The following is a 22,700-nucleotide window of genomic DNA, read 5'->3' on the forward strand; positions in this document are numbered from 1 at the left end:
CCGCCTCCCCGCACGGGGGCCGTTCAGACCCGGAAGACGCGAGTGGTGAAGCTCTGTCCGGACACCGACGGCCAGGCGGAGAAGGCAGCGCCGGCGGGCGGCCGGAAGCCCGGCACGCCCGCGTGTTGCGCCACCACCCGCACCGGGAGCGGCCCGGCGCCGCGCACCCGCAGCACCAGCTCCGTGCCTTGCGCGGGCAGCCCCACGTACGCCAGTCCCCACTTCCACACGCCGGTCGCGAAGACGCGGTTGCGCCCGCCGGTGAGCGCGGCGCCGTCCACGGTCGCGGAGATCACCTCGTGGGCGGTCGTGTCGGCGTAGACCGACAGGGTGTGCAGGTCCGCGCCGCCGCGCAGCCGCAGCCGGACCTCCCGCTCGGCTCCGCGCGTCGTGGAGCCGAGGACCTCCAGGGTCGGCGCCGGAGGCGCTCCCGCGGAGGGCGCGGCGCCGGAAAGGTACTGGCCCGTGGGCAGGTTGGGGAACAGGTTCGCCGGGTTCACGGGCGTCCCTGAGAGCATCGCCGCGACCGCGGGATCGGCGTGCCGGGCGGCGCTGAGCCAGTATGCGCGGCCGGCGTCGGCGTCGAACGCGTAGCCGATGCTCAACGGGCGGGGGTGCGCGGCGTCGTAGCGGTCCACGGACAACCCGGTACCGATCAGCACGGTGCCGAGCAGCACGGCGGCGGCCGTTCCTGCGGACAGGACGGCCCGCCGTCCCCGCGCCGGCTCCAGCAACGGCAGGGCGGTGCCGAGTACGAAGACGCCGAGCACCAGCGGGACGGCGGCCATCGCGACGCCGAGGGCTGGGAACAGCAGCAGGACCAGCGGCAGCAGCAGCGCGGTCACCGGGATCGCGGCGACCGCGGCCGCCGCCGTGCGCCAGGGTGAGGTGTCCGCGGCCCACCTCCGGGCCGCGGCCAGCGCCGCGCATCCGGCCAGGCACGGCAACGCGAACGGGTAGGAGCCGCCGGGCACGGCGATCGCGGTGATCAGGCCGAGCACCGCGAGCCAGCCGAGCACTCCCAGCCAAATCTCCAGCGGCGAGCAGAACCGCCGCAGCAGCCCGTACCAGCACACGAGCACCGCAGCGAGCAGCGCGGCCAGGCCCCAGCCGTACAGCGCGGAACGGTAGGTGTCGCCCACGTCGAAGCTCGCGTACTCGGGGCGCAGCGCGGTCAGGGCCTCCCAGACGCCGAGGCCGAGCCCGATCGCCGCCAACGGCGGCAGGGTGAACGCGGCGGCCGCCATCGGGACGCGACGTAGCCGGAGGTCGCGGCGGCAAAACCACAGCAGCACCCCGTAGGCCACCACGGCGGCGGCGCCGAGCGGGAGCACCAGCCAGTCCGGGTAGTGCACCAGAAGCCCGAAGAGCGTGAAGTACGTGGCGTCCGCCGCGTTGCTCCGGGACAGGTCCACCGACGCCAGCGAGCGCAGCGCGCCGAGCGCGGCCGTACCCATGCCCTGCACGCTCGCGGGATCCGTGTGGGCGATGTCGTCGTGCGCGGTGTGATAATGCGCGGATCCGCCGAAGAAGGCGAAGTTCAGGCCGCGGAACCCCGCCTCGGCGAAGACGCTGAGGTCGGTGTCGTTCGGCAGCAGCCGGTAGACGGTGTCCGACACCGAGCTGGCGGCCGCTCCTGCGGCGCGCACGGCCGCCATCAGATCGCCGTTCCCGCCCACTGTCTGGAACATGACCGCCGGCCCCGTCGTGCCGCGCGCCTCCAGGTTGAGCACCACGGTGCGGGCGGGCTCGCCGGGGGTGGGGGAGCCGGTGAACGCCTGGGCACCGAGCGAGCCCGGCTCCTCCGCGTCGGTGATGAGCACGTGCACGTCGTTGGCCGGCGCGGGCCCGGTCTTGAGCGCGCGGATCACCTCCAGCACGGTGGCGACGTTGACGCCGTCGTCCGAGGCGCCCGGGCCGATCGGCACGGAGTCGTAGTGCGCCACGAGCAGGACGCGTCCCGTGGGGGCGCGTCCCGGGATGACGGCGTGGATGTTGGACACCACGCCGGCCACGTGCGTGCGGTCAGGGAAGGCACGGGCGACCCGCGTCGTCGTGGCCGTGGGCGACAGGCCGAGCCCACGCAGCCGCTCCACGAGGTATTCGCGCACCCGCACCTGGGCGGCCGACCCCGCCGGGTGCGGCGCCGCGGCGATGCCGGGAAGGTGGGCCAGCGCGCGGGCGGCCGAGAAGTCGCCGGCCGGGGCCCCAGCTCCAGCGGGTTTCGGGGACAGCGGCACGGCCGCCGCAGCCGCGCATCCGATGCCCAGGACGATCAGCAGGAACAAGATCCACGATCGTCTCGCGATGGTCGGTGACATGGCATCATCCGCTCGTTGCGATGGAGGTGCACAGGCCACCGTACGGTGGCGCGGAACTTCGCGCGTGTAGGGGAAAACCCCTGCTCCCGCCCGTCTTCTGCGGCACCGGGCCGCTGGATATCCTCGACGCGGATCGTCCGCGCGCCGAACACCTCCTTCGACCGAGAGCGAGCCTCCAGAATGGCCGAAGACCTGTACGTCCTGCCCGCGTCACATGGGCAGGAATGGATGTGGCTGGTCCATCACGTGCAGCGCGGGCAGAGGCCGTACCACGTCGGCGCTGCGCTGCGCATACGCGGGCCGGTCGACGCCGCCGCGCTGCGCACGGGCGCGAACCTGCTGGTGGAGCGGCACGAGTCGCTGCGGACCACCTTCCGCCTGGAGCCGAGCGGCGTGCTGAACCAGATCGTGTGCTCGGCCGAGGCCGTGGATCTGCCGATCGTCGAACTCCCCGGCGAGCCGGCCGCCGACGGCCGGGCGAGCGGCGCCGCCGTGTCCGCCTGGGTGACGGAGTTCTCCGACCGGCCCTTCGACCTGGCACGGGGTCCGCTGATCAGGGCCGCGCTGGCCCGGCTCGGGCCCGACGACCACGTGCTGACGCTGGTGGCGCACCATGTCGCGGCCGATGGGTGGTCGATGTCCATCCTGCTGGACGAACTCGGCGCGATATACCGGGAGCTGGTCGGCGGTGGCGTGCCCGACCTGCCGGAGCCGGACCTCCAGTACGCGGACTTCGCGGCCTGGCAGCGCGAGTGGCTCGGCTCCGGGGTCATGGAGCGGCAACTGGACTACTGGCGCGACAGGCTGGCCGGCGCCCCCGTCCTGCGGCTGCCGCCCGACCCGCCGGAGAGCTGCGGGGCATCCGCCGCCCATCCGATCAGGCTGACGCCGGATCGGACCGCGGCGCTGGGCCGCCTGGCCAGGGAGGAGCGGGCCACGCTGTTCGTCGTGGTGCTCAGCGCGCTGGCAGCCGCGCTCGTCCGGTGGACGGGCCAGGACGACATCGTCGTCTGCACGCCAGTGGCTGGCCGGCCCCGGCCCGAACTGGACGCGACCGTGGGCCTGTTCGCCGGCACCCTGCCCTTGCGGGTGGACGCCTCGGGCGATCCGGACTTCCGCGCCCTCGTCCGGCGGGCCAGGGACGGCTGCTTTGAGGCGTACGACCACCAGGACGTGCCGTTCGACAAGATCGTCGCGGCCGTGGAGCCGGACCGCAGCCGGCGCGGTGTGCCACTGTCACCGGTCATGATCTCGCTGCGTACCCAGTGGACGCCGTCCTTCGACCAGATCCCGGGCGCCGCAGTAGAGCTCGTCGAGGAGCCGCCGATCACCGGGGGGTTCGACATCTTCGCCGAGCTGGCCGAGGATCCCGGCGGCGGGCTGTACGGCTACCTGGTGGGTGACCCCGCCAAGTATCGCCCCGAGACGGTTGCGGCGCTGGGCGGCGCGTTCTGCGACGTGCTGGCGCACGTGGGGCGGGATCGCGGCGTCCCGCTCAGCCGGCTGCCACTGCCCTCCCTGACCTCGCCGGCCGCGGCCTCCGGCTCCTGAAGCGTTTCGCATCGAACGGAGGGACACGTGACCGACGGCTACCCGGTGACGCCGACCCAGCGCGACCTGTTCCTGCACCACCTGCGCTTTCCCCGCGACACCAACTACAGCCTGGGGATGACGGGCCGGCTGCCGCCGGACGTCGACACCGGCCGGTGGGCGGACGCGGTCGCACACGTGTGGGCCGCCGAACCGCTCGCCGCGACCTCTTTCCGCGTCTCGGGCGCGGAGGTGCGACACACGACGACGGCCGCGGCCGGCTCGCCGCCGTTCGAGGTCGTGGAGCTCACGGGGAGCCCCGAGACCGCCTTCACCCGGTTCGTCGCCGAACGTGTGCTGCGGTCGTACGACCTGGCGGAGCCGCCGCTGGTGAGCACGTTCCTGTGCCGAGGCGGCGACGGGGTCACCGCGGTCCTGGCCGCGCCCCACCTGCTGCTCGACGGCTCCTCAGGGCGGGTGTTCCTGGACCGGGTGTGCGCCGCCTACCGCGGCGCTCCGGCGAATGACCCGGCCTCTCCCGGCTTCCTCGACCTGGCCGCCGGGATCGCCGCACGGTTCGACGAGCCGGACACGCTCGCCCACTGGAAGTCCGTCGGCGCCGGCCTGGTCGCCGTGCGGGCGGAGGAGGGAGAAGGCGGCGCCGAGACGGAGGACCTGGTCCTGCCGGCGGGCCGCCTCGGCGCGATGGCCGTCCGGTGCGCCGAACTCGGTGTCTCGGTGCCGTCGGCGCTGCTGGCCGCCTACGCCGCCGCGATCGCGTGCGTGTGCGCGCCCGCCGGGCCGTTCCCGGTGTACACCCTGCTGGGCGGGCGCGACGCCCGCTCGCGGCACCTGATGGGCTGCTTCTTCCACGTGCTGCCGTACGTCTTCGACCCCGACACGGCGGAGCCGGCAGGGTTGCTCGGCCGTGTCAGAGGCTACCGCCGCGCGCTCGGCCGCCGCGCCTACCTGTCGGTGCAGCGGCAACGCATGCTGCTGCCGTCGGGCGGAGTGCGCTTCACCTTCAACTATTACGACTTCACCCCCGCCGAACTGCTCGGCCGGCGTGGCCGCGTGTCCATGCTGGAGTCGTACCCGCCGGACGAGGTGCATCTCATCGCGGGAGTGGAACCGGGCGGAAGCCTGCGGCTGCGGCTGGCGTACGACCGCGGCCACCTGCCCGGCCCCGCCGTGCTCAAACGGCTGCCCGAGATCCTGGACCACCTCCTGGCCGCCGGGGAGACGGTCCACGACGGCTGAAGGCGGGTGACGGCCCTCAGCCCGTCGGGGGGCGGCGCTCGATCTTCGGGATCGGCGCCGGCGCGGGGCCGGCCGGGCCGGCCGCGTCCAGGTACGCCGCGACCGCGGCCACCGTCGGCTCGCGCAGCAGTACGTTCAGCGGCAGACCGGCGCCGAACTCCGCGCGCATCCGGGCCGCCAGCCGCGCGGCCAGCAGGGAGTGCCCGCCGAAGGCGAAGAAGTCGTCGTGCACCCCGACGGCGTCGGACTGCAGGATCTCCCGCCAGATGGACAGCACCTTGCGCTCGGTCTCCGTGCGCGGCGCCCCGCCCGCGGTGGCGGTCGCCTGCGGCGCGGGCAGCGCGGCCCGATCGAGCTTGCCGCTCGGGCCGACCGGCCATTCGTCCACGATCACGATGGTCGACGGCACCATGTGCGCGGGCAACCGCTTCTCCAGCATGGCCGTGATCTCCTTGGCGAGCCCGGCCTCCGGCTCCCCCGTTCGCGGCGCGAGGCTGACGTAGCCGACGAGCAGCGCGCCGTCGTCCGCCCCCGCGTAGGTCGTGACCACGGCTCGCGCCACCCGCGGGTGCTCCCGCAGCGCGGCCTCGATCTCGCCCGGCTCGATCCGCTGCCCGCGCAGCTTCACCTGGTGGTCCAGCCGCCCGAGGAACTCCAGCACGTCGCCGTCGCGCCAGCGCACCCGGTCGCCGGTGCGGTACAGTCGGCCGCCCGCGCTGAAGGGGTCGGGCACGAAACGTGCCGCGGTGAGCGCCGGCCGGTCGTGGTAGCCACGTGCCACCGGCAGGCCGCCGATGTACAACTCGCCGGGCACGCCCACGGGCGTCGGTTCGAGGTTCGCGTCCAGCACGTACAACCGGGCCCCCGAGACCGGCCGACCGATGGGCACCTTCGCGCCGTCCGGTCCGGTGTCCGCGACCGGCCAGGTGGTCGCGTCGATGGCCGCCTCGGTGGGGCCGTACAGGTTGAACAGGTCCACCGCCGGGAGCGTCCGGTGGCAGCGGGCCGCCAGCTCGCGGGGCAGCTCCTCGCCTCCGGACAGCACCCGGCGCAGTGTCGTGGCGCAGTCGGCCACGTCCCGCTCGTCCAGCAACGCGCCGAGCAGCGATGGCACGACGTTGATCGTCGTGCAGCCCTCCTTCCGCACCAGCCGCAGCAGGTAGGCGGGGTCGAGGTGCCCGTCCTGGGCGGACGCCATGACGACCCGGGCGCCGTTCACCAGGGGCAGCGTCCACTCCCCGATGGATACGTCGAAGCCGAGGGGCGTCTTGCAGAGCGCGACGTCGTCCGCGCCGAACCCGTATCCGTCCCGCATCTCGCGTAGCCGGTTCACCAGCGCGCGATGCTCGACGACCACGCCCTTGGGAGTGCCGGTGGAGCCGGAGGTGTAGATCACGTACATGGCCTGCCGCGGGTCCGCGAGCAGGCGTGGGCGGTCGGTACGGGACGCGGCCACCCCGTCGGCGACCTCGTCGAGCAGGACTACCTGCGGGCCGTCGCCGGCACCCGCGCCCTCGACCGGCAACAGGCCCGACCGGGTGAGCACGACCCGCGCCCCGCAGTCGGCGATCATGAAATCGAGCCGGGCCTTCGGGTAGGCCGGGTCCAGAGGCACGATCGCGGCGCCGGCCTTCAACACGCCGAGCGACGCGGCCACCAGCTCGGCCGAGCGGTTCAGGCACACCGCCACGCGGTTCTCGGCCCGCACGCCCATGTCACGCAGCAGCCAGGCCACCGCGTTGGCTCGATGGTCCAACTGGCGGTAGGTCAGCCGTTCCTCCTCGTCCACCACGGCGACCACGTCCGGCGTGGCGTCGGCGGCGCGCTCGACCAGCTCGTGCAGGCAGGCGGCGTCCTGCGCGGCGCGGCCGTGGCCGGCACGCAGCAGCCGGTCCCGTTCGGCCACGCCGAACAGACGCAGGCTGTCGATCGGCCGGTCGGGGTCGGCGGCGGCATCCTCCAGCAGCGTGTGCAGGGACTCCACCAGGCGCGCCACAGTGGGCGGGTCGAACAGCGCCACCGCGTACTCGGCGGTGCCGACCATCCCGCCCGCCCCGTCGGGCGCGAGCTCCAGCTTCAAGTCGAATTTCGCGGTGTCGGTGAACACCGGCATGACCTCGATCGACAATCCCGGCAGCTCGACGCTGAGACTCGGCGCGTCGTGCACCACGAGCGAGTGCCGCACCAGGGGCGTGCGGGTCGCCTTCCTGTCCGGCTGAAGTTCCTCGACGACCTGCTCGAACGGCGCGTCCTGGTGGGCATACCCGTCCAGGCAGGTCTGCCGCACCCGGCGCAGCAGCCGGCGGAAGGTCGGGCGGTCGGCGGCGTCCACCCGCAGCGGCAGCATGTTGACCAGGCAGCCGACGAGGTCGGCCACCTCCGGACGGTTCCGGCAGGCGACCGACGCGCCGACCACGAGGTCGTCTTGACCGCTCCAGCGGTGCAGCAAAGTGGCGAATCCCGCCAGCAGCACCATGTACGGTGTCGCTCGCTCCGCGCCGCCGAGCGCGCGCAGCGCGGAGACCAGGCCGGCCGGCAGCTCGAAGTCCAGGGTCGCCCCGTCGAAGGAGTCCTGCGCCGCCGTCCGGTCGGTGGGCAGCTCGACCAGCGGCGCGTCCGCCAGCTTCGCCACCCAGTGGTCAACGTGCTCCCGTAGCACCGGCCCGGCCAGGTGGCGCTGCTGCCAGTCGGTGAGGTCGGCGTACTGCAGGGCGGGCTCGGGCAAGGGCGAGGCGGCACCGGCGCTGTAGGCGCGGTACAGCTCGGCGAGCTCTCCGAACAGGATGCCCAGCGACCAGCCGTCGGCTGCGATGTGGTGCAGGCCGACCAGGAGAAGGTGCTCGTCGGCCGCGACACGCAGCAGGAGCGCGTGCAGCAGCACGTCACGGTCGAGGCCGAAGGGCCGGTTGGCTTCCGCGCGTCGGTACTCGGCCACCGCCGCCGCACGGTCGGCCGGCGGCATCCCTGACAGGTCTATGACGGGCAGCTCTACCTCGGCCTCCTCCCTGACACTCGCCCAGGGCACGCCGTCGTCCTGGTGGAAGGACGTGCGGAGGATCTCGTGCCGCCGGACCACCTCGGAAAGGGAGCGCCGCAGCACCTCGACGTCCACCGCTCCGCGCAACCGGGCGCCGCCCGCCATGTTGTACAGCGGCGAGCCGGGCTCCAGCTGATCGAAGAACCAGATGCGCTGCTGGGCGAACGAGAGAGGCAGGCGATCGCGGGAGGCTCCGGAGGGCGTGATGGGAGGCAGCCCGGCGGCCGCCGGACGCTCTCCCAGCAGCCGGTCCAGAAGCTTGCGCTGGTCGGTGGAAAGGTGCTCGCTGCGCATGTCGAGGTATCCGTTCCCATGGGGCGAAAAGCAGCACTAGGCCTGCCAGAGTTTGATCGCAGGCTGGCACCGGACCGGCGGATCAGGGCAGTCGGGGAGATTCCCGACGCCTCAGGCGGCGGGGCCTCGCCTAGGCTCACGGCCACCGAAGTCAGAACCTCAGTCCCAATGCTCGTGAAGGCCGACCCTCCCTGCCGACTTTGAGGATGAAGCCGTGGAAAGTGTTGCTCGGCATCTGCTCTCGCTCGACGATCTGCCTGACGCCGCCCTGCACGCGATCGTCCAGCGCGGCACCCACCTGGCCGTGTCGGGACTGGGCGCGGAGCGTCCACTCCGCGACAAGGTCGTCGGAACGTACTTCCGCAAAACCTCCACCCGCACGCGGGTGGCCTTCTCCGGCGCCGCGCTGCGCCTGGGGGCACAGGTGATCACCCTCGGACCCGGCGACCTGCAGACCAACACCGGCGAGTCCTGGCAGGACACCGGTGACGTGCTGTCCAGGATGCTGGACGCGATCGTGGTCCGCACCGCCGCCGACCCGGCCGAACTGCGTGAGTGGACCGGCCAGCGGACCATGTCCGTGATCAACGCCATGACCTCGGACGAACACCCGACGCAGGCGCTCGCCGATCTGGCCACCTTGCGTCAGCACTTCGCGCGGATCTCGGGGCTGCGGCTGCTGTACGTGGGGGAGGGCAACAACACCGCGGCCGCGTTGGCGCTCGCGCTCGCGAGATACCCGGATGTCATGCTGGAATTCCGTACGCCTCCCGGATACGGGGTGGACCCCGGCGTGTGGGAACGCGCTCTGACGCACGCCAAGCGCTGCGGCGCGACGCTGGCCGAGCGGCACGACCTGGACGACCTGCCGCCGGGGTGCGACGTCATCTACACCACCCGGTGGCAGACGACGGGGTCGGTCAAGCCCGACGCCAACTGGCGGCGCACGTTCGCCCCGTTCCAGGTCACCGGCGCAATGTGGGAGCGGAGCCCGGACTCCGTGTTCATGCACGACCTTCCCGCGCACCGGGGGGAGGAGGTCACGGCGGAGGTGCTCGACGGCCCGCGCAGCATCGCCCTCCGCCAGGCCGAGAACAAGATGCACAGTGCGATGGCGGTCCTCGAGTGGTGCTTCGGTGCCCTCGGCGAAGAGCCGCTCGCCAAATGAAGGACGGACGAAGGGGGACGTCGACCATGGTCGCGAGCCTGCCCGATGAACGGGCTCTGCCACACGTCATGGAGGCCGGGGCCGAGGGAGAGCCACTCGCGGAGCTGGTCGCCGCGCGCCGCCCGGAACTGCGCCGCCGGCTCCACCGGGACGGGGCATTGTTGTTTCGGGGGTTCGCCGTGGGCGCGGGCGGCGGAGACGTCGGAGGCTTCAACGAGGTGGTGTGCGCGCTGTCCGGCGAGCCGCTGGCCTACTCCGAGCGCTCCTCGCCGCGCAGCGTCATCGAGGACCGCGTCTACACCTCCACGGACTACCCGCCCGATCAGGAGATCTTCCTGCACAACGAGAACTCCTACCAGGACTCCTGGCCGCGCACCCTCTACTTCTTCTGCCGGCGGCCCCCGGAGACCCTCGGCGCCACGCCGCTCGCGGACGTTCGCCGCGTGCTGGCCGCCGTCGATCCGCAAGTGCGGGAGGAGCTCGACCGGCGCGGCTGGTCGGTCGTGCGCAACTTCCACGACGGGTTCGGCGTGGACTGGAGGTACGTCTTCGGCACCGAGGACCGCGCAGAGGTCGAGCGGCACTGCCGGAACCACGGCCTGACCTGCGAATGGTCGGAGGGCCGGCTGCGCACTACCGCCGTCCGGCGGGCCGTGCACACCCACCACGAGACCGGTGAGAGCGTCTGGTTCAACCACATCACCTTCTTCCACCACACCACGCTGCCCGCAGATGTGCGCGAGGGGCTGCTCGCGCTGGTGGACGAGGAGGATCTGCCGGCCAACACCTACTACGGCGACGGCGGCCGGATCGACGACGACGTGGTGGCGCACCTGCGCGAGTGCTATCGGGCCGCCTCCGTGCGTTTCGACTGGTGCCAGGACGACGTGCTGGTGGTGGACAACATGCTGGCCGCACACGGTCGTGAGCCGTTCACCGGGCCGCGGCAGATCGCCGTGGCCATGGCCGAGGCCCACCGGCCGGGCGTGTCCGCTGCGGTGAAGGGAGCGGCGAGATGACCGACCTGAAGAGCCGCCTGGCGCGCGTGCCACTCGACCGTCGGATGCGATTCCTGGACCTGCTGCGCACCAGCGGCGATGGCACCGTGCCCGACCGCCCGGTCCGGCGGCGGCGCGGACTCACGGCCCCTCTGTCGTACTCGCAGAACCTGCTGTGGTTCTTGGACCGGCTGACCCCCGGCGTGCCTGCGTACAACCTCGTCTTCGGCATGTGGCTGAGCGGCCCGCTCGACGCTGCGGCGCTGGAGGCGGCGCTGGCCGAGGTTGTGGCCCGCCACGAGACGCTGCGCACGTCCCTGCGGGACTCGGCGGAGGGCCCGGTGCAGGTGATCGCCTCCGAGGTGCCCGTGCGGCTGCCGGTCGTCCCGGTCACCGGCGTCGACGGGCGCGAGGTGCATGAGCGGGCCCGCGAGCTGGCCGAGCGGGCGGCTCAGCGGCCGTTCGATCTCGGCGACGGGCCGCTGTGGCGGGCCGAGCTGTTGCGGGTCGCTCCGGAGGAGCACCTGTTCGTCTTCGTCGTCCATCACGTCGTCTTCGACGCGGTGTCGGCCCAGGTGTTCCTGGCCGAGATCGTCGAGCTGTATGCCGCGCACCGGCAGGGCCGCGCGCCCGATCTGCCCGATCTGCCCGTGCAGTTCGCTGACTTCGCCATCTGGCAGCGCGAATGGCTCTCCGGGGCTCGCCTGGACGACCTGCTGCGCTTCTGGCGCGAGCGGCTGCGCGACGCGCCGGTGCTCGAACTGCCCACGGACCGACCGCGGCCGACCGAGTTCAGCTACCGCGGCGCGAACGCGCTGAATCCAGTGGAAGGCCGGTTGATCGAGGGCGCGCACCGGCTGGCGCGCGAGATGGGGGTGACGCTCTATCCCGTCTACGTCGCCGCCTTCGCCGAACTGCTGCGCCGTTACGCCCGCCAGGACGACCTGCTCATCGGGTGCTCGACGAGCGTACGTGGCCGGCTGGAGCTGCAGCCCCTCATCGGATTCTTCGTGAACATGCTGGCGTTGCGCGTCGACGCCGGTGGCGCGCCGACCTTCCGTGAGCTGGTGCGCCGCACCGACGCCGTCCTGCGGGACTCCTTCGCCCGCGTGGACCTGCCGTTCGAGCGGGTCGTGCAGGAGGTCGCCCCGATCCGCGACCCTTCGCGTTCCCCGCTGGTGCAGGTCGCCTTCCTGATGCCCGACCAGGCCCGGACGATGGAGCTGGAAGGGCTGCGGGTCGAGTTCGAGGAGCCCGACACCAACACCACCAAGTTCGACATGACCTGGCAGCTCACGGAGGCTGGTGACGAGTCCTCGCTGAACGTGGAGTACAGCACCGACCTGTTCGACCAGGCCACCGTGGACTCCATGGTCGGCCACTACTGCGAGCTGCTCGCCGCGCTGGTTGCGGACCCCGACCGGCGGGCTGCCGAGGTCGACATCCCCGCAGGCCAGGAGCAGGTGGAGCTGCTTGAACGGTGGAACGGGCCCGTCCGCTCGGTCGAGGACGCCACCGTCCATGAGGTCTTCGCCGCGCGCGCGGCGAAGACGCCCGGTGCGGTGGCCGTCGTCGCCGGCGATGACCGGCTGACCTATGGCGAGCTGAACGCCGCCGCCGACCGCCTGGCCGCGCTGCTCCGCGAGCACGGTGCGGGCCCTGGCCGGCTGGTCGCCCTGTGCCTGCCGCGCGGTCTGGACTACCCGGTCGCCGCCTTGGCCGTGCTCAAGTCGGGCGCCGCCTTCGTCCCGATCGACCCCGAGGCGCCCGCCGACCGCATCGCCAAGCTGCTGGCCGACGCGGAGCCGTGCGCGGTCGTCACCCGGTCGGCTCATCCCGGCCTGCCGTTCGGCGGCCCGGTCGAACTCGTCTTGGACGACCTCGCCGACGATCTGGCCGCCCGTGCGGACGGCGACTCGCCGCCGCTGTCCGGCCCGCAAGATCTCGCGTACGTCCTGTACACCTCCGGCAGCGCGGGCACGCCGAAGGGCGTGCGGATCCGGCACCGTAGCGTCGTCAACTTCGTCGCCTCGGTCCGCGAGCTGTTCGATCTGACCCCCGACGACAGCGTCCTCGGCTACGCCGCCCACACCTTCGACGTGTCGGTCTTCGAGATGTTCGCCGCCCTGCTCGCCGGGGCGCGGCTGCACGTGGCGCTGGAGGCCGAACGCCTGGACCTCGACCGCCTACAGGACCTGCTGGAGGAGGCGGGGATCACGGTCATCGACCTGCCGCCCGCCGTGATGGCGCTCCTGGACCCCGCGCGACTGGACCGGTTGCGCATCTCCTTCGCGGGCGGCGAGGCGTTCCCCGGCGACCTGGTCAACCGGTGGAACAAGGTCTCGCGCTTCTTCAACGGCTACGGCCCCACCGAATGCACCGTGACCATGATCGTGCAGGAGTGCGAGGGCGAGTGGGACGGCTCGCCCCCGATCGGGCTGCCGATGGCCAACCACGTGGCTCACGTGCTGGACGACGATCTGCGGCTGGTGCCGTACGGGGTGCCGGGCGAGCTGGTCATCGGCGGCGAGGGACTCGCCGACGGATACCTGAACCGGCCGGAGCTCACCCGGGAGAAGTTCGTGCCCGACCCGTTCGGCACGGCTCCCGGCGGGCGGCTCTACCGCACCGGTGACCTGGTCAAGCGGCGCAGGGACGGCGCGATCGTCTTCCTCGGCCGGGTGGACCGGCAGATCAAGATCCGCGGCGTGCGCATCGAGCCCGGCGAGATCGAGGCGGTGCTCGCCGCCCATTCCGAGGTGCGGCAGGCCCAGGTGATCCCGTGGAGCGACGCGCACGGTCAGCGCCATCTGGTGGCGTACGTGGCGTGCGTGTCTGGCGCCCCGGGAATCGAGGCGGCGCTGCGGGCCGCGGTGGCCGAGAAGCTCCCCGCCGCGATGGTGCCGCAGTACGTCGTCGTCCTGACCGAGCTGCCGCTGACGAGCAGCGGCAAGGTGGACACCTCGGCGCTGCCCCCGCCGGACACCGGCCTGCGGGAAGGCGGTGCCGGGGCGGAGCCGCCGGCCACCGAGACGGAGCGGATCCTCGCCGAGGAACTGGTGGGCCCCGTTCTGCGCGCGGACGTGGTGGACGCCACCGCGAACTTCTTCGAGTCCGGCGGCAGCAGCCTGCAGGCGGCGCAGCTCATCTCGGGGATCCGCCGGCGGTTCGGCGTGCAGATCACGGTGGCGGACTTCTTCCACGACCCGACGATCCGGGGCTTGGCCACCGTGGTGGACGCCCAGCGGGCCCCGTCCGCCGACGACGATCTTCTGGCCGTGATCGAGGCGATGTCCGAGGAAGAGGTGGAGCGGATCATGGACGACCGTACCGGGGAGGGGATCGGCTGATGGACTTCGGTCGTACGAGTCGCGAGCAGGAGTTGCGCGGCGAGGTGCGCGCCGCGCTGGGCGAGCCCGAGGTGCGCGCGGCGCTGGACGCGTTGCGCGGCGAGCGGGAACCCGACGTCCGCCCGCTGTACTGGGCCCTGGGCCGCCGCGGCCTGCTGGCGGTCAGCTGGCCCGAGGAGTACGGCGGGCGTGGCGCCAGCCATGCCGAGGCCGCGGCCGTGATCGAGGAACTGGTCCACGGCGGTGTGCCTGACATGCTGCACGTGCTCAGCATCCAGATCGTCGGCCTGTTCCTGCTCCAGGCGGGCTCCCCCGAGCAGAAGGCTCGGCTCCTGCCCGCGATGGCCCGCGGCGAGCGGTTCGCCACGGTGCTCTACACCGAGCCCGAGGTGGGGTCCGATCTGGCCGGGTTGATCACCGCCGCGACACGCGACGGCAAGGGATATCTACTGTCCGGCGTGAAGGTGTACGGGCTGAAGAGCGCCATGAGCGACATCGGCCTGTGCGCCGCCCGTACCGGCCGGGGCCCCAGCAAGTACGACGGGATCAGCCTGTTCCTCGTCGACCTGGACGCGCAGGGCGTGCGCCGCTCGCACATCGGGAGCATCGCCGACGAGCAGTTCGACCACGTGGAATTCGACCGGGTGCGGCTCGGCCCCGAGTCCGTGCTCGGCACCGAAGGGGAGGGCTGGTCCCTGCTCACCCGGTGCCTGGCGATCGAGCGGACCGGGCTCGACTACTCGCTCAAGGCCGAGCGGTGGTACCGGGCCGCGCTGGCCGGCATCGAGCCGGACGCCGCCGATGACCGGTTTCTGGAGCAGGTCGGCCGGTACGGCGCGGCCGTGGACGCGGGCCGGTTGATGGCCTGGCAGATCGTCGACCGCCTGGACCACGGAGAGGTCGATCCGGCCGCGGCGGCGGCGGCGAAGTACCACACCAGTGAGACGGCGCAGGAAGTGGCGCTGTGGGCCGCGGAGGTGCACGGGCTTGGCTACACGCTCCGCGCCCTGGCCGACGAGCAGGCCACCGTGCTGGAGGCGGCCTACCGGGAGGCCCCCGGGCTGACGCTGTCGGCCGGAACTTCCCAGATCATGCTCGAACTGGTGGCGAGCACGGCATTCGCAGCGGTCGAAGGGAACTGAGGCGCGACGATGGACCTGACCCCCGATCCTCTGCTGGAGCGGCTCGGCCGCACGCTGCGTTCCCGGCTGGCCCAGGTGCCGCCGTCCCGCGACGCCGACGCGCTGGACGGCGCGCTCGCGGTGTGGCGCGAGAGCGAGGCTCCCGCGTTTGAGTCTCCCGTCGCCAGCGGTGGCCTTGATCTGGGCCTGGCCACGGGCACGGCGGTCTGCGCCGAACTCGGCCGCTGCGCGCTGCCGGACGTGTACGCCGGCGGGGCGCTGGTCGCCGATGCCCTCCGCGCCGGCGACGCCGGGCCGGAGCCGGCGGCGATGCTCGCCCGCGGCGAGCTGACGGTCACCGTCGCCGGCCTGGATCGGGTGCCGGCGAGGAGCGGCCGGCACGGCGCGCCGGTGGCTCGCCGGGTCACCGTGGGCTGGGAGCTGGCGGGACGGGTCACGATCGACGCGGTCCGCGACGAGAAGGCGCACCTCTGCGTGCCGGTCGTCGACGGAGACGAGACGCTCCTCGCCCTGCTGGCCTCGGATGTCGTGGCCGATCGGGCGCGGCCGGCCCCCGGCGGCTCGCCGGTCGCCGACCTGACCGGGGTGGTGGTGACCCCGGCCGACCTGGTCGGCAGCCTCGGCTCGGGGTGGCCACTATCCGACCCCGGTCTCGTGCTCGCCAGAGCGCGGGTGCGCCAGGCCGCCTACCTGCTGGGCCTCGCGCAGGGCGGGTACGAGCTGGCGGTCGCACACGCCCGGTCCCGACGGCAGTTCGACCGGCCGATCACGGAATTCCAGGCCGTTTCCTTCCCGCTGGCGCAGGCGTCGATCGCCTTGTCGGCCGTCCGCCTGTCCGTGCTGCGCGCCGCCTGGTCGGCCGACCACGGCATGGAGTTCGCCAGGCAGGCGGCCCAGTGCCTGGCCATGGCGGCGGAGACGGCGACACGCACGATCCGGCACGCCGTGCAGGTGCACGGGGCGCGCGGCATGTCCCGCCAGGCGGCGGTGCACGTCTTCTACGAGGCGCTGCGGTCCGAGACGGCCCGGTTCGGCCAGCCCGGGGCGCTCTGGTGCGAGGCCGGCGCCCGCCGGCTGGCGGAAAGGCTTCCCGAATGCGAATGATCAGCAGTGCGGAGCAGGCGGTCGTGCTGGAGGAGGTGGACCTCTACCCGGCCGAGTTCTACCGGACCGGTGATCCGCACGCCGTCTGGCGCGTGTTGCGGGAGAAGGCGCCTGTATGGCGGCAGCAGGCACCCGACGGCATGGAGTTCTGGTCGCTCACGCGCTACCGCGACGTCGTGGCCGTCCTGGGCGACACCGGCAGGTTCAGCTCGGAGTACACCACGATGCTGAGCGAGCTGTCCGGGGACAGCGCCCGGGGCAGGGCGATCCACGTGACCGATCCGCCCCGGCACACATCCCTGCGCAGCTCGACGGTCGCGACCATGTCGACCAAGGTGATGCGCGGACACGAGTCGCGCATCCGCGGGCGGATCGCGGCGCTGGTGGAGGCCGCGCTCGCCGAGGGCGTCACCGACTTCGCCGCCCTGGCCACGGCCGTGCCCATGGCCGCCAGCGGCGCGGTGATCGGCATCCCCGAGGAGTACTGGAACGACGTGGCCCGCTGGACGATCACCAGCATGGCCCCCGGGGATCCGGTGTACGGCGGGTCCGCGCCCCAGGAGGCCCTGCTGGAGGCGCACGTCTCGCTGTTCGCGATGTTCGGTGACCTGATCGCCGAACGCAGGAAGCGCCCCGCCGACGACCTCGTCTCGGCACTCCTCGCGCTGCGGATCGACGGCCGGGAGCCGACCGACGACGACGTGCTGGTCAACTGTTACGCCTTCATCATGGGTGCCAACCCGACGGTCCCGCAGGTCGCCTCGCACCTGGTGCTGGCGGCGCTGGAGGACGAGGCGCTGTGGCGGCGGCTTGTGAGCGAGCCGGAGATCCAGCCGACCGCGATCGAGGAGGCCCTGCGCTGGGCGAGCCCGGTCAACCACCTGGTCCGCCTCGCCACGGAGGAGGTGCGGCTGGGCGACGAGGTGATTCCCGAGGGCGGGTTGGTGGCCGCGTGGGTGGCCTCGGCCAACCGGGACGAGGACGTCTTCGCCGATCCGTACGTCTTCGATCCGGTCCGCCGGCCGAATCCGCACATCGCCTTCGGCGGCGGGCCACATCGCTGCATCGGCAACCCGCCGGCCAGGACGGGGCTGTCGGTCCTGCTGGGGGAGCTCGCCTCCCGGGTGGCGGGGTTCGAGCCCGCCGGCGAGGTCAAGCACCTGGAGTCCAACTTCCTCAACGGCATCACCAGCCTCCCCGTGGTGATGCGTCCGGCGAGAAAGAGCCGAGCATGACGACCGATGCCACGGCACCCCTGGCCCGCCAGCGGCAGGACCGGCGGCTCGCCGCGTTCGGCGGCCCGCCCGCGGTTCCGGAGGACATGCGTAGATTTCCCTGGCCGGTGGTTACAGAGGCCGACCACGAGGCGGTGCGGCGGGCGCTGGACTCCGGCCTCCTGGTCTCCGACATGGACCGCGCCACGCCGGTCAGCGAGCTGGAGGAGCGATGGGGGCGACGGTGCGGCACACCGTACTGCGTCGCCACCTCCAACGGTACGACCGCCCTCGCCCTCGCCCTGGCCGCGCTCGGCGTCGGGCCCGGGGACGAGGTCATCGTCCCCGCGCTCAGCTTCATCGCGACCGGCCTGGCGCCGTTGCACCAGATGGCTGTGCCGGTGTTCGCGGACGTCGACCCCGTCACGTTCACGCTGGACCCGGCCTCGGTCGAGCGCCTCGTCACCGCCCGGACCGCGGCGATCATGCCGGTGCACCTGCACGGGCAGCCCGCCGACATGGACGTGCTGGGAGAGATCGCCCGCCGCCGGGGGCTGGCTCTGATCGAGGACGCGGCCCAGGCCCACGGCGCGATCTGGCGCGGGCGGCCCGTCGGCGGGCTCGGCGACGCTGCGGCGTTCAGCCTGCAGGTCACCAAGAACCTGCCCACCTGCGGCGAGGGCGGCCTGCTCACCCTGGCCGGCGAGGGGGTAGCGGAACGGGCCCGGTTGATACGGGAGTTCGGCGAGGTAATCAGGCCCGGGCGGGACCGCGACTACGTCTCCTACACCCTCGGCTGGAACCACAAGATGAGCGCCGTCCAGGCGGCGTTCACGCTGTCCCAGCTCGACCGGTTCGACGAGTACGAGGTCGCCCGCCACCGCAACGTCAGCGCCCTGCTCGACCGGCTGGCCATGCTTCCCGGGGTCGTCGTGCCGCGGGCCGTGCCCGGAAGTACCCACGTCATGCACATCATCCGCCTGCGCTTCGACCCCGGGCGGGCCGGCCTGCCGGATGTCACGCCCGGCGCCTTCCGCCGGGCGCTGCACCGGCTGCTGCGCGCCGAAGGTGTTCCCGTCTCCCGGTACCAGGTGATGACGTTGCCCCAGCAGAAGGTGTTCACCGACCGTGAGGGGTTCGGCCGCGGCTACCCATGGGTCGTGTCGGCCGGCCCGCCGCCCGAGCCCGAGGACGCGGTGGCTCGCGCCGTGATCGAGGACTCGCTGACCCTGCAGAAACGGCATCTGCATCCCGAAGCCGGCCCCGCGCTGCAGCGCTACGCCGACGGCTTCGAGAAGGTCTGGGAGAACCTCGACCTGGTCGCGCACATGGCGAGGGCACGCTGATGACCCTGCTCACCGCTCCCGTCACCGACTCCGAGGCGCTGGCCCGCGTCGCGCTGCGCGTACGCCACCACATCGTCGAGATGTGCGCCGGGCCGGAGGGCGGCCACCTCGGCGGCTCCCTGTCCTGCGTCGACATCCTCACGGTGCTCTACTTCGCCGTCCTGCGTCTGGATCCCGTCGTCCCGCGCGACCCGGATCGCGACGTCTTCCTGCTCAGCAAGGGGCACGCGGCCATCGCGCTGTACGCCACGCTGGCCGAACGCGGCTTCTTCCCCACCGGCGAGCTGCGCGGCTACGGCACGTCGGCCGGGAGGCTGATGGGGCACCCGGTCACTGCCGTGCCGGGCGTGGAGATGCCCTCCGGCTCGCTCGGCCACGGCTTGGCCGCCGGATCCGGGTTCGCCCTGGCGGCGCGGCTGACCGGGCGTCCGCGCCGGGTCTTCGTCCTCCTCGGCGACGGCGAGCTGCAGGAAGGGTCGTGCTGGGAGGCGGCGGCGGGCGCCGCGGCCGCCGGCACGGACAACCTGGTGGCCGTCGTCGACCGCAACGGCCTGCAGTTGACCGGCGAGACCGAGCGGATCACGCCGCTGGAACCGCTCGCCGAGCGCTGGCGCGCCTTCGGCTGGGAGGCGCGCGAGGTGGACGGCCACGGCCACGCCTCGCTGCTGGACGCCTTCACCGCCCCGCCCCGGGAGCCCGGCCGCCCCGTGGTGGTGATCGCCCGCACGGTCAAGGCCCACGGCCTGCCGTTCGCGGCGGGCAAACCCGGAAGCCACTACGCCCGGCTGACCGAGCGCACGCTCGCCAGGGCACGCCACACCCTGGACCGCTCGTTCCGGGACGGCGCGTCATGAGCGATCAGCGGGAGACCCGCCAGGCGTACCGGGATCACCTGGTCGAATTGATGGCCGCCGATCCCAGGGTCGTGTGCCTGGACTCCGACACCGGGCTGTTCGCCGGGGTCGACTTCGGGGCCGCCCGCGAGCGCTACGTCAACGTCGGCATCGCCGAGCAGAATCTCATGGGCGTCGCCGCCGGCCTGGCCGCCTCCGGCATGGTGCCGTACGTCAACACCATGGCCACCTTCGCCACCACGCGCGCCGCCGAGTCCATCAAGATCGACATCGCGTACGCGGCGCTCGGCGTCCGCATCGTCGCCACGCACGCCGGCCTGTCCGCCGGCCACCTCGGCCCCACTCACCACGCGCTGGAGGACCTGTCGGTCATCCGGGCCATGCCCAACATGACCGTGGTGGTGCCCGGCGACTCCGAGGCGACGGTGTCGCTGCTCACACAACTCGCCGACCGGCCGGGGCCGGCGTACGTACGACTGGGCCGCAAGGCCACCCCGCCCCTGCCGGCCGGGACCCCGCCGGCCGCGCTCGGACGGCTCCAGACGGTGCGCGGCGGCGAGCCGGCGCGGGTGACGATCGTCGCCACCGGGCCGCTGCCCACCCTGCGGGCCTGCCACGCGGCCGGCGCGCTGGAGGCGGACGGCATTCCGGCGCTCGTGCTGCAGGCGCACACGCTCAAGCCGTTCGACGTCGCGGGACTTCTGCGGTACGTCTCCGGCGCGGAGTTGGTGGTCACGGTGGAGGAGCACTGGCGGACCGGCGGGCTCGGCTCCGCGATCGCCGAGGCGCTGGCCGAGAGCGAGCCCAGGCGGATCCTGCGCATCGGGGTGCCGGACGTATTCGCGCCGGTGGTCGGCACGCAGGAGGAGCTGCTCGACGGCGCTGGCCTGTCGGTGGAGGGCATCGTCGATCGCGTCCGCCTGGCGTTGCGCGACTGGACATCCGTACGCGCGGTTTCAGCCTCGGCATGGCCGGGGCTCGTCAGAAAGGGAGACTGAGCTGAGAATCGCCGACTGCCCCGAATGCGAGAGTGGACTTCGCGCCGAAGGGTCGCTGCGCGTCCACGAGATCATCGAGTGCGCCGAGTGCCGCGCCGAACTGGAGGTCGTGAGCCTGAATCCGCTGCTCGTCGCGCTGGCACCGGAGATCGAGGAGGACTGGGGAGAGTGAGCGGCCGGAGGCACGGCGCCCCGGTCGCGGTCCTCGCCTCCCGCGTCCGCCGGGAGGAAAAGTGGATCATGGAGGCACTGGAGCGCCGCGCCGCACCCTACGAACACCTGGACACCAGGACGCTCTGGCGGTTCGCCGACGACGATGCGATCCCTCCGTGGTCTGTGGTGCTCAATCGGGAGATCGCGCACACCCGTGCCCTGTATGCGGCCGTGACGTTGGAGTCGCGGGGGGTACGGGTCGTCAACACCGCCGCCGCCACTGACGTCTGCGGCGACAAATGGCGCACCACGCTGGCGCTGCGCGAGGCCGGGCTGCCGGTGCCGCGTACGGCGCTTGCGCTCTCCCCGGAGGCCGCGCTCGGCGTCATCGAGGCCGTCGGCTACCCGGCGGTGGTCAAGCCGCTGAATGGATCATGGGGGCGCAGAGTCGCCCGCGTCCGCGACCCCGAGATGGCCGAGACCCTGATGGAGTACGTGGCGGCGCTGCCAGACCCGCGCTCCAACCTGGTGTACGTCCAGGAACTGGTCGCGGACGGCGGCAGGGACATCCGCGTCGTCGTCGTGGGGGGCCAGGTGGCAGGTGCGACCTACCGCAGCCGCGGGGCCTGGCGGGCCAACGTGGCGCTCGGCGGAAGCAGCGAGTTCTGCCCGGTCACGCCGGAGATCACCAAGCTGGCCGTGACCGCGGCGGAGGCCGTGGGCGCCGAGATCGCCGGCGTCGACCTCATACAGGACGTTTCCGACGCCATGTTCGTCCTGGAGGTTAACGACCGCGTGGAGTTCGCCGGGTTCCAGGAGGCCATGGGGCCGCGCGCCGACATGGCCAGGCTCGTCGTCGAGCACCTGCTGGGCGTGGGAGAAGAGGGCGTGATCTCGTGCTGAGCGTCGCGGTCGTGGGCGGGTCGGGATACATCGGGGGAGAACTGCTGCGGCTCCTGCTGTGCCATCCGAAGGTCCGGGTGGCGGCGGTGACCTCCGACCGGCTGGCGGGCCGCCGCGTCGACGGCGTCCACCCGAATCTGCGGGGCCTGACCGACCTCTGCTTCTCTCCCTTGGACGCCCTGGAGGCGTGCGACGTGGCGTTCGTGGCCAGGCCTCACACCCAGACCATGGAGCTCATGCCAAGGCTGCTGGAGATCGGCAAGCAGGTAATCGACCTGTCCGGGGACTTCCGCCTGCGCGATCCCGCCGTCTACGAGCGCTACTACGGCGTCCCGCACGCCGACCCCGGCCTCATCCCCACCTTCGCCATGGGCCTGCCCGAGCTGAACCGGGAGCGACTGACGACCGCCGATCGCGTGAGCGTGCCCGGCTGCATGGCGGTCGCGGCGATCCTCGCCCTCCATCCCCTCACCGAGGCGGGACTGGTGACAGGTGATCTGACAGTGGACGCGCGTACCGGGTCGAGCGGCGCCGGGGCGGCGGCCGGGGAGGTGAACTTGCACGCCGAGCGCAGCGGGGTGCTGCGGGTGTTCGCCCCGCTGCACCATCGCCATGAGGCGGAGATCTCGCAGGCCACCGGGCGGGACGTGCGTATGACCGCCACCGGCGTGGAAGCGGTGCGCGGCGTGCAGGTGCTGTGCCGGGCCACGCTGACCGGCGGGGCCGGCGAGCGGGACGTGCGCCGGGCCTATCGCGAACGGTACCGCGACGAGCCGTTCGTCCGGGTGGTCGCGCACCGGCGAGGGCCGTACCGGCTGCCCGAGCACAAGATCCTGTCGGGCTCGAACCTGTGCGACGTCGGCTTCGCCGTGGACGAGGAGTCCCGCACGGTCCTCGCCGTCGCCGCGCTGGACAACCTGATGAAGGGAGGCGCCGGCAGTGCCGTGCAGTGCCTCAACGTACGCCTGGGCTGGCCCGAGCGGCTCGGCCTGGAGTTCCCCGGCCTTCACCCGATCTGACGAGCGGTC

Annotated in this window: 16 protein-coding genes; 14 read left to right on the top strand and 2 right to left on the bottom strand. The window is 72.7% G+C overall.

The genetic code is table 11. From position 1 onward, the window contains the following. Positions 1-23 precede the first annotated feature (23 nt). Complete coding sequence (locus AB0L65_RS17115) at positions 24-2,321, bottom strand: M20/M25/M40 family metallo-hydrolase (protein ID WP_364246002.1); 2,298 nt, start codon at positions 2,319-2,321, stop codon at positions 24-26. 180 nt (positions 2,322-2,501) lie between these two features. Here AB0L65_RS17115 and AB0L65_RS17120 point away from each other — a divergent pair, with 180 nt between their 5' ends. Continuing rightward, positions 2,502-3,872, top strand: coding sequence for a condensation domain-containing protein (locus AB0L65_RS17120; protein WP_364246004.1), 1,371 nt, complete (start codon positions 2,502-2,504; stop codon positions 3,870-3,872). A gap of 27 nt (positions 3,873-3,899) precedes the next feature. Then, positions 3,900-5,111, top strand: a complete 1,212-nt coding sequence (locus AB0L65_RS17125) for a condensation domain-containing protein (protein ID WP_364246007.1) — start codon at positions 3,900-3,902, stop codon at positions 5,109-5,111. 16 nt (positions 5,112-5,127) lie between these two features. Here the strand turns inward: AB0L65_RS17125 and AB0L65_RS17130 are convergent, their stop codons facing one another. Further along, the gene (locus AB0L65_RS17130) at positions 5,128-8,442 is read right to left on the bottom strand and encodes an amino acid adenylation domain-containing protein (protein ID WP_364246009.1); all 3,315 of its coding nucleotides are present in this window, start codon (positions 8,440-8,442) and stop codon (positions 5,128-5,130) included. 214 nt (positions 8,443-8,656) lie between these two features. Here AB0L65_RS17130 and AB0L65_RS17135 point away from each other — a divergent pair, with 214 nt between their 5' ends. Genes AB0L65_RS17135 through argC form a run of 12 tightly spaced genes read left to right on the top strand, consistent with a single transcriptional unit; the run spans position 8,657 to position 22,691 of the window. Next, the gene (locus AB0L65_RS17135; RefSeq protein ID WP_364246011.1) at positions 8,657-9,610 is read left to right on the top strand and encodes an ornithine carbamoyltransferase; all 954 of its coding nucleotides are present in this window, start codon (positions 8,657-8,659) and stop codon (positions 9,608-9,610) included. A gap of 26 nt (positions 9,611-9,636) precedes the next feature. After that, positions 9,637-10,629, top strand: coding sequence for a TauD/TfdA family dioxygenase (locus AB0L65_RS17140; protein WP_364246013.1), 993 nt, complete (start codon positions 9,637-9,639; stop codon positions 10,627-10,629). Then, positions 10,626-13,958, top strand: a complete 3,333-nt coding sequence (locus AB0L65_RS17145; RefSeq protein ID WP_364246015.1) for an amino acid adenylation domain-containing protein — start codon at positions 10,626-10,628, stop codon at positions 13,956-13,958. Before AB0L65_RS17140 ends, AB0L65_RS17145 begins: the two co-directional genes overlap by 4 nt. After that, positions 13,958-15,100, top strand: a complete 1,143-nt coding sequence (locus tag AB0L65_RS17150; RefSeq protein ID WP_364246017.1) for an acyl-CoA dehydrogenase family protein — start codon at positions 13,958-13,960, stop codon at positions 15,098-15,100. Before AB0L65_RS17145 ends, AB0L65_RS17150 begins: the two co-directional genes overlap by 1 nt. A gap of 9 nt (positions 15,101-15,109) precedes the next feature. After that, positions 15,110-16,204, top strand: a complete 1,095-nt coding sequence (locus AB0L65_RS17155; RefSeq protein ID WP_364246020.1) for an acyl-CoA dehydrogenase family protein — start codon at positions 15,110-15,112, stop codon at positions 16,202-16,204. Beyond that, entirely contained in the window at positions 16,195-17,439 is a 1,245-nt protein-coding gene (locus AB0L65_RS17160) for a cytochrome P450 (protein WP_364246023.1), read from the top strand. Before AB0L65_RS17155 ends, AB0L65_RS17160 begins: the two co-directional genes overlap by 10 nt. Next, entirely contained in the window at positions 17,436-18,764 is a 1,329-nt protein-coding gene (locus AB0L65_RS17165; protein WP_364246026.1) for a DegT/DnrJ/EryC1/StrS family aminotransferase, read from the top strand. Before AB0L65_RS17160 ends, AB0L65_RS17165 begins: the two co-directional genes overlap by 4 nt. Next, positions 18,764-19,618, top strand: coding sequence for a transketolase (locus AB0L65_RS17170; RefSeq protein WP_364246028.1), 855 nt, complete (start codon positions 18,764-18,766; stop codon positions 19,616-19,618). The genes AB0L65_RS17165 and AB0L65_RS17170 overlap by 1 nt, the downstream gene beginning before the upstream one ends. Further along, positions 19,615-20,616, top strand: a complete 1,002-nt coding sequence (locus tag AB0L65_RS17175; protein WP_364246031.1) for a transketolase C-terminal domain-containing protein — start codon at positions 19,615-19,617, stop codon at positions 20,614-20,616. Before AB0L65_RS17170 ends, AB0L65_RS17175 begins: the two co-directional genes overlap by 4 nt. Positions 20,617-20,623: 7 nt before the next feature. Next, positions 20,624-20,788 carry a lysine biosynthesis protein LysW gene (gene lysW, locus AB0L65_RS17180; protein ID WP_364246648.1) on the top strand — a complete coding sequence of 55 codons (165 nt, stop codon included), beginning with the start codon at positions 20,624-20,626 and terminating at the stop codon, positions 20,786-20,788. After that, on the top strand, positions 20,785-21,672 hold the full coding sequence (locus AB0L65_RS17185; RefSeq protein WP_364246034.1) for a RimK family alpha-L-glutamate ligase: 888 nt from the start codon (positions 20,785-20,787) through the stop codon (positions 21,670-21,672). Before lysW ends, AB0L65_RS17185 begins: the two co-directional genes overlap by 4 nt. Continuing rightward, positions 21,666-22,691 carry an N-acetyl-gamma-glutamyl-phosphate reductase gene (argC, locus tag AB0L65_RS17190; RefSeq protein ID WP_364246037.1) on the top strand — a complete coding sequence of 342 codons (1,026 nt, stop codon included), beginning with the start codon at positions 21,666-21,668 and terminating at the stop codon, positions 22,689-22,691. The genes AB0L65_RS17185 and argC overlap by 7 nt, the downstream gene beginning before the upstream one ends. The last annotated feature ends 9 nt before the right edge of the window (positions 22,692-22,700 follow it).

Origin of the sequence: Nonomuraea sp. NPDC052116, from assembly GCF_040680035.1 — a bacterium.
In the GTDB taxonomy this organism is placed as follows: Bacteria; Actinomycetota; Actinomycetes; order Streptosporangiales; family Streptosporangiaceae; genus Nonomuraea; species Nonomuraea angiospora_A.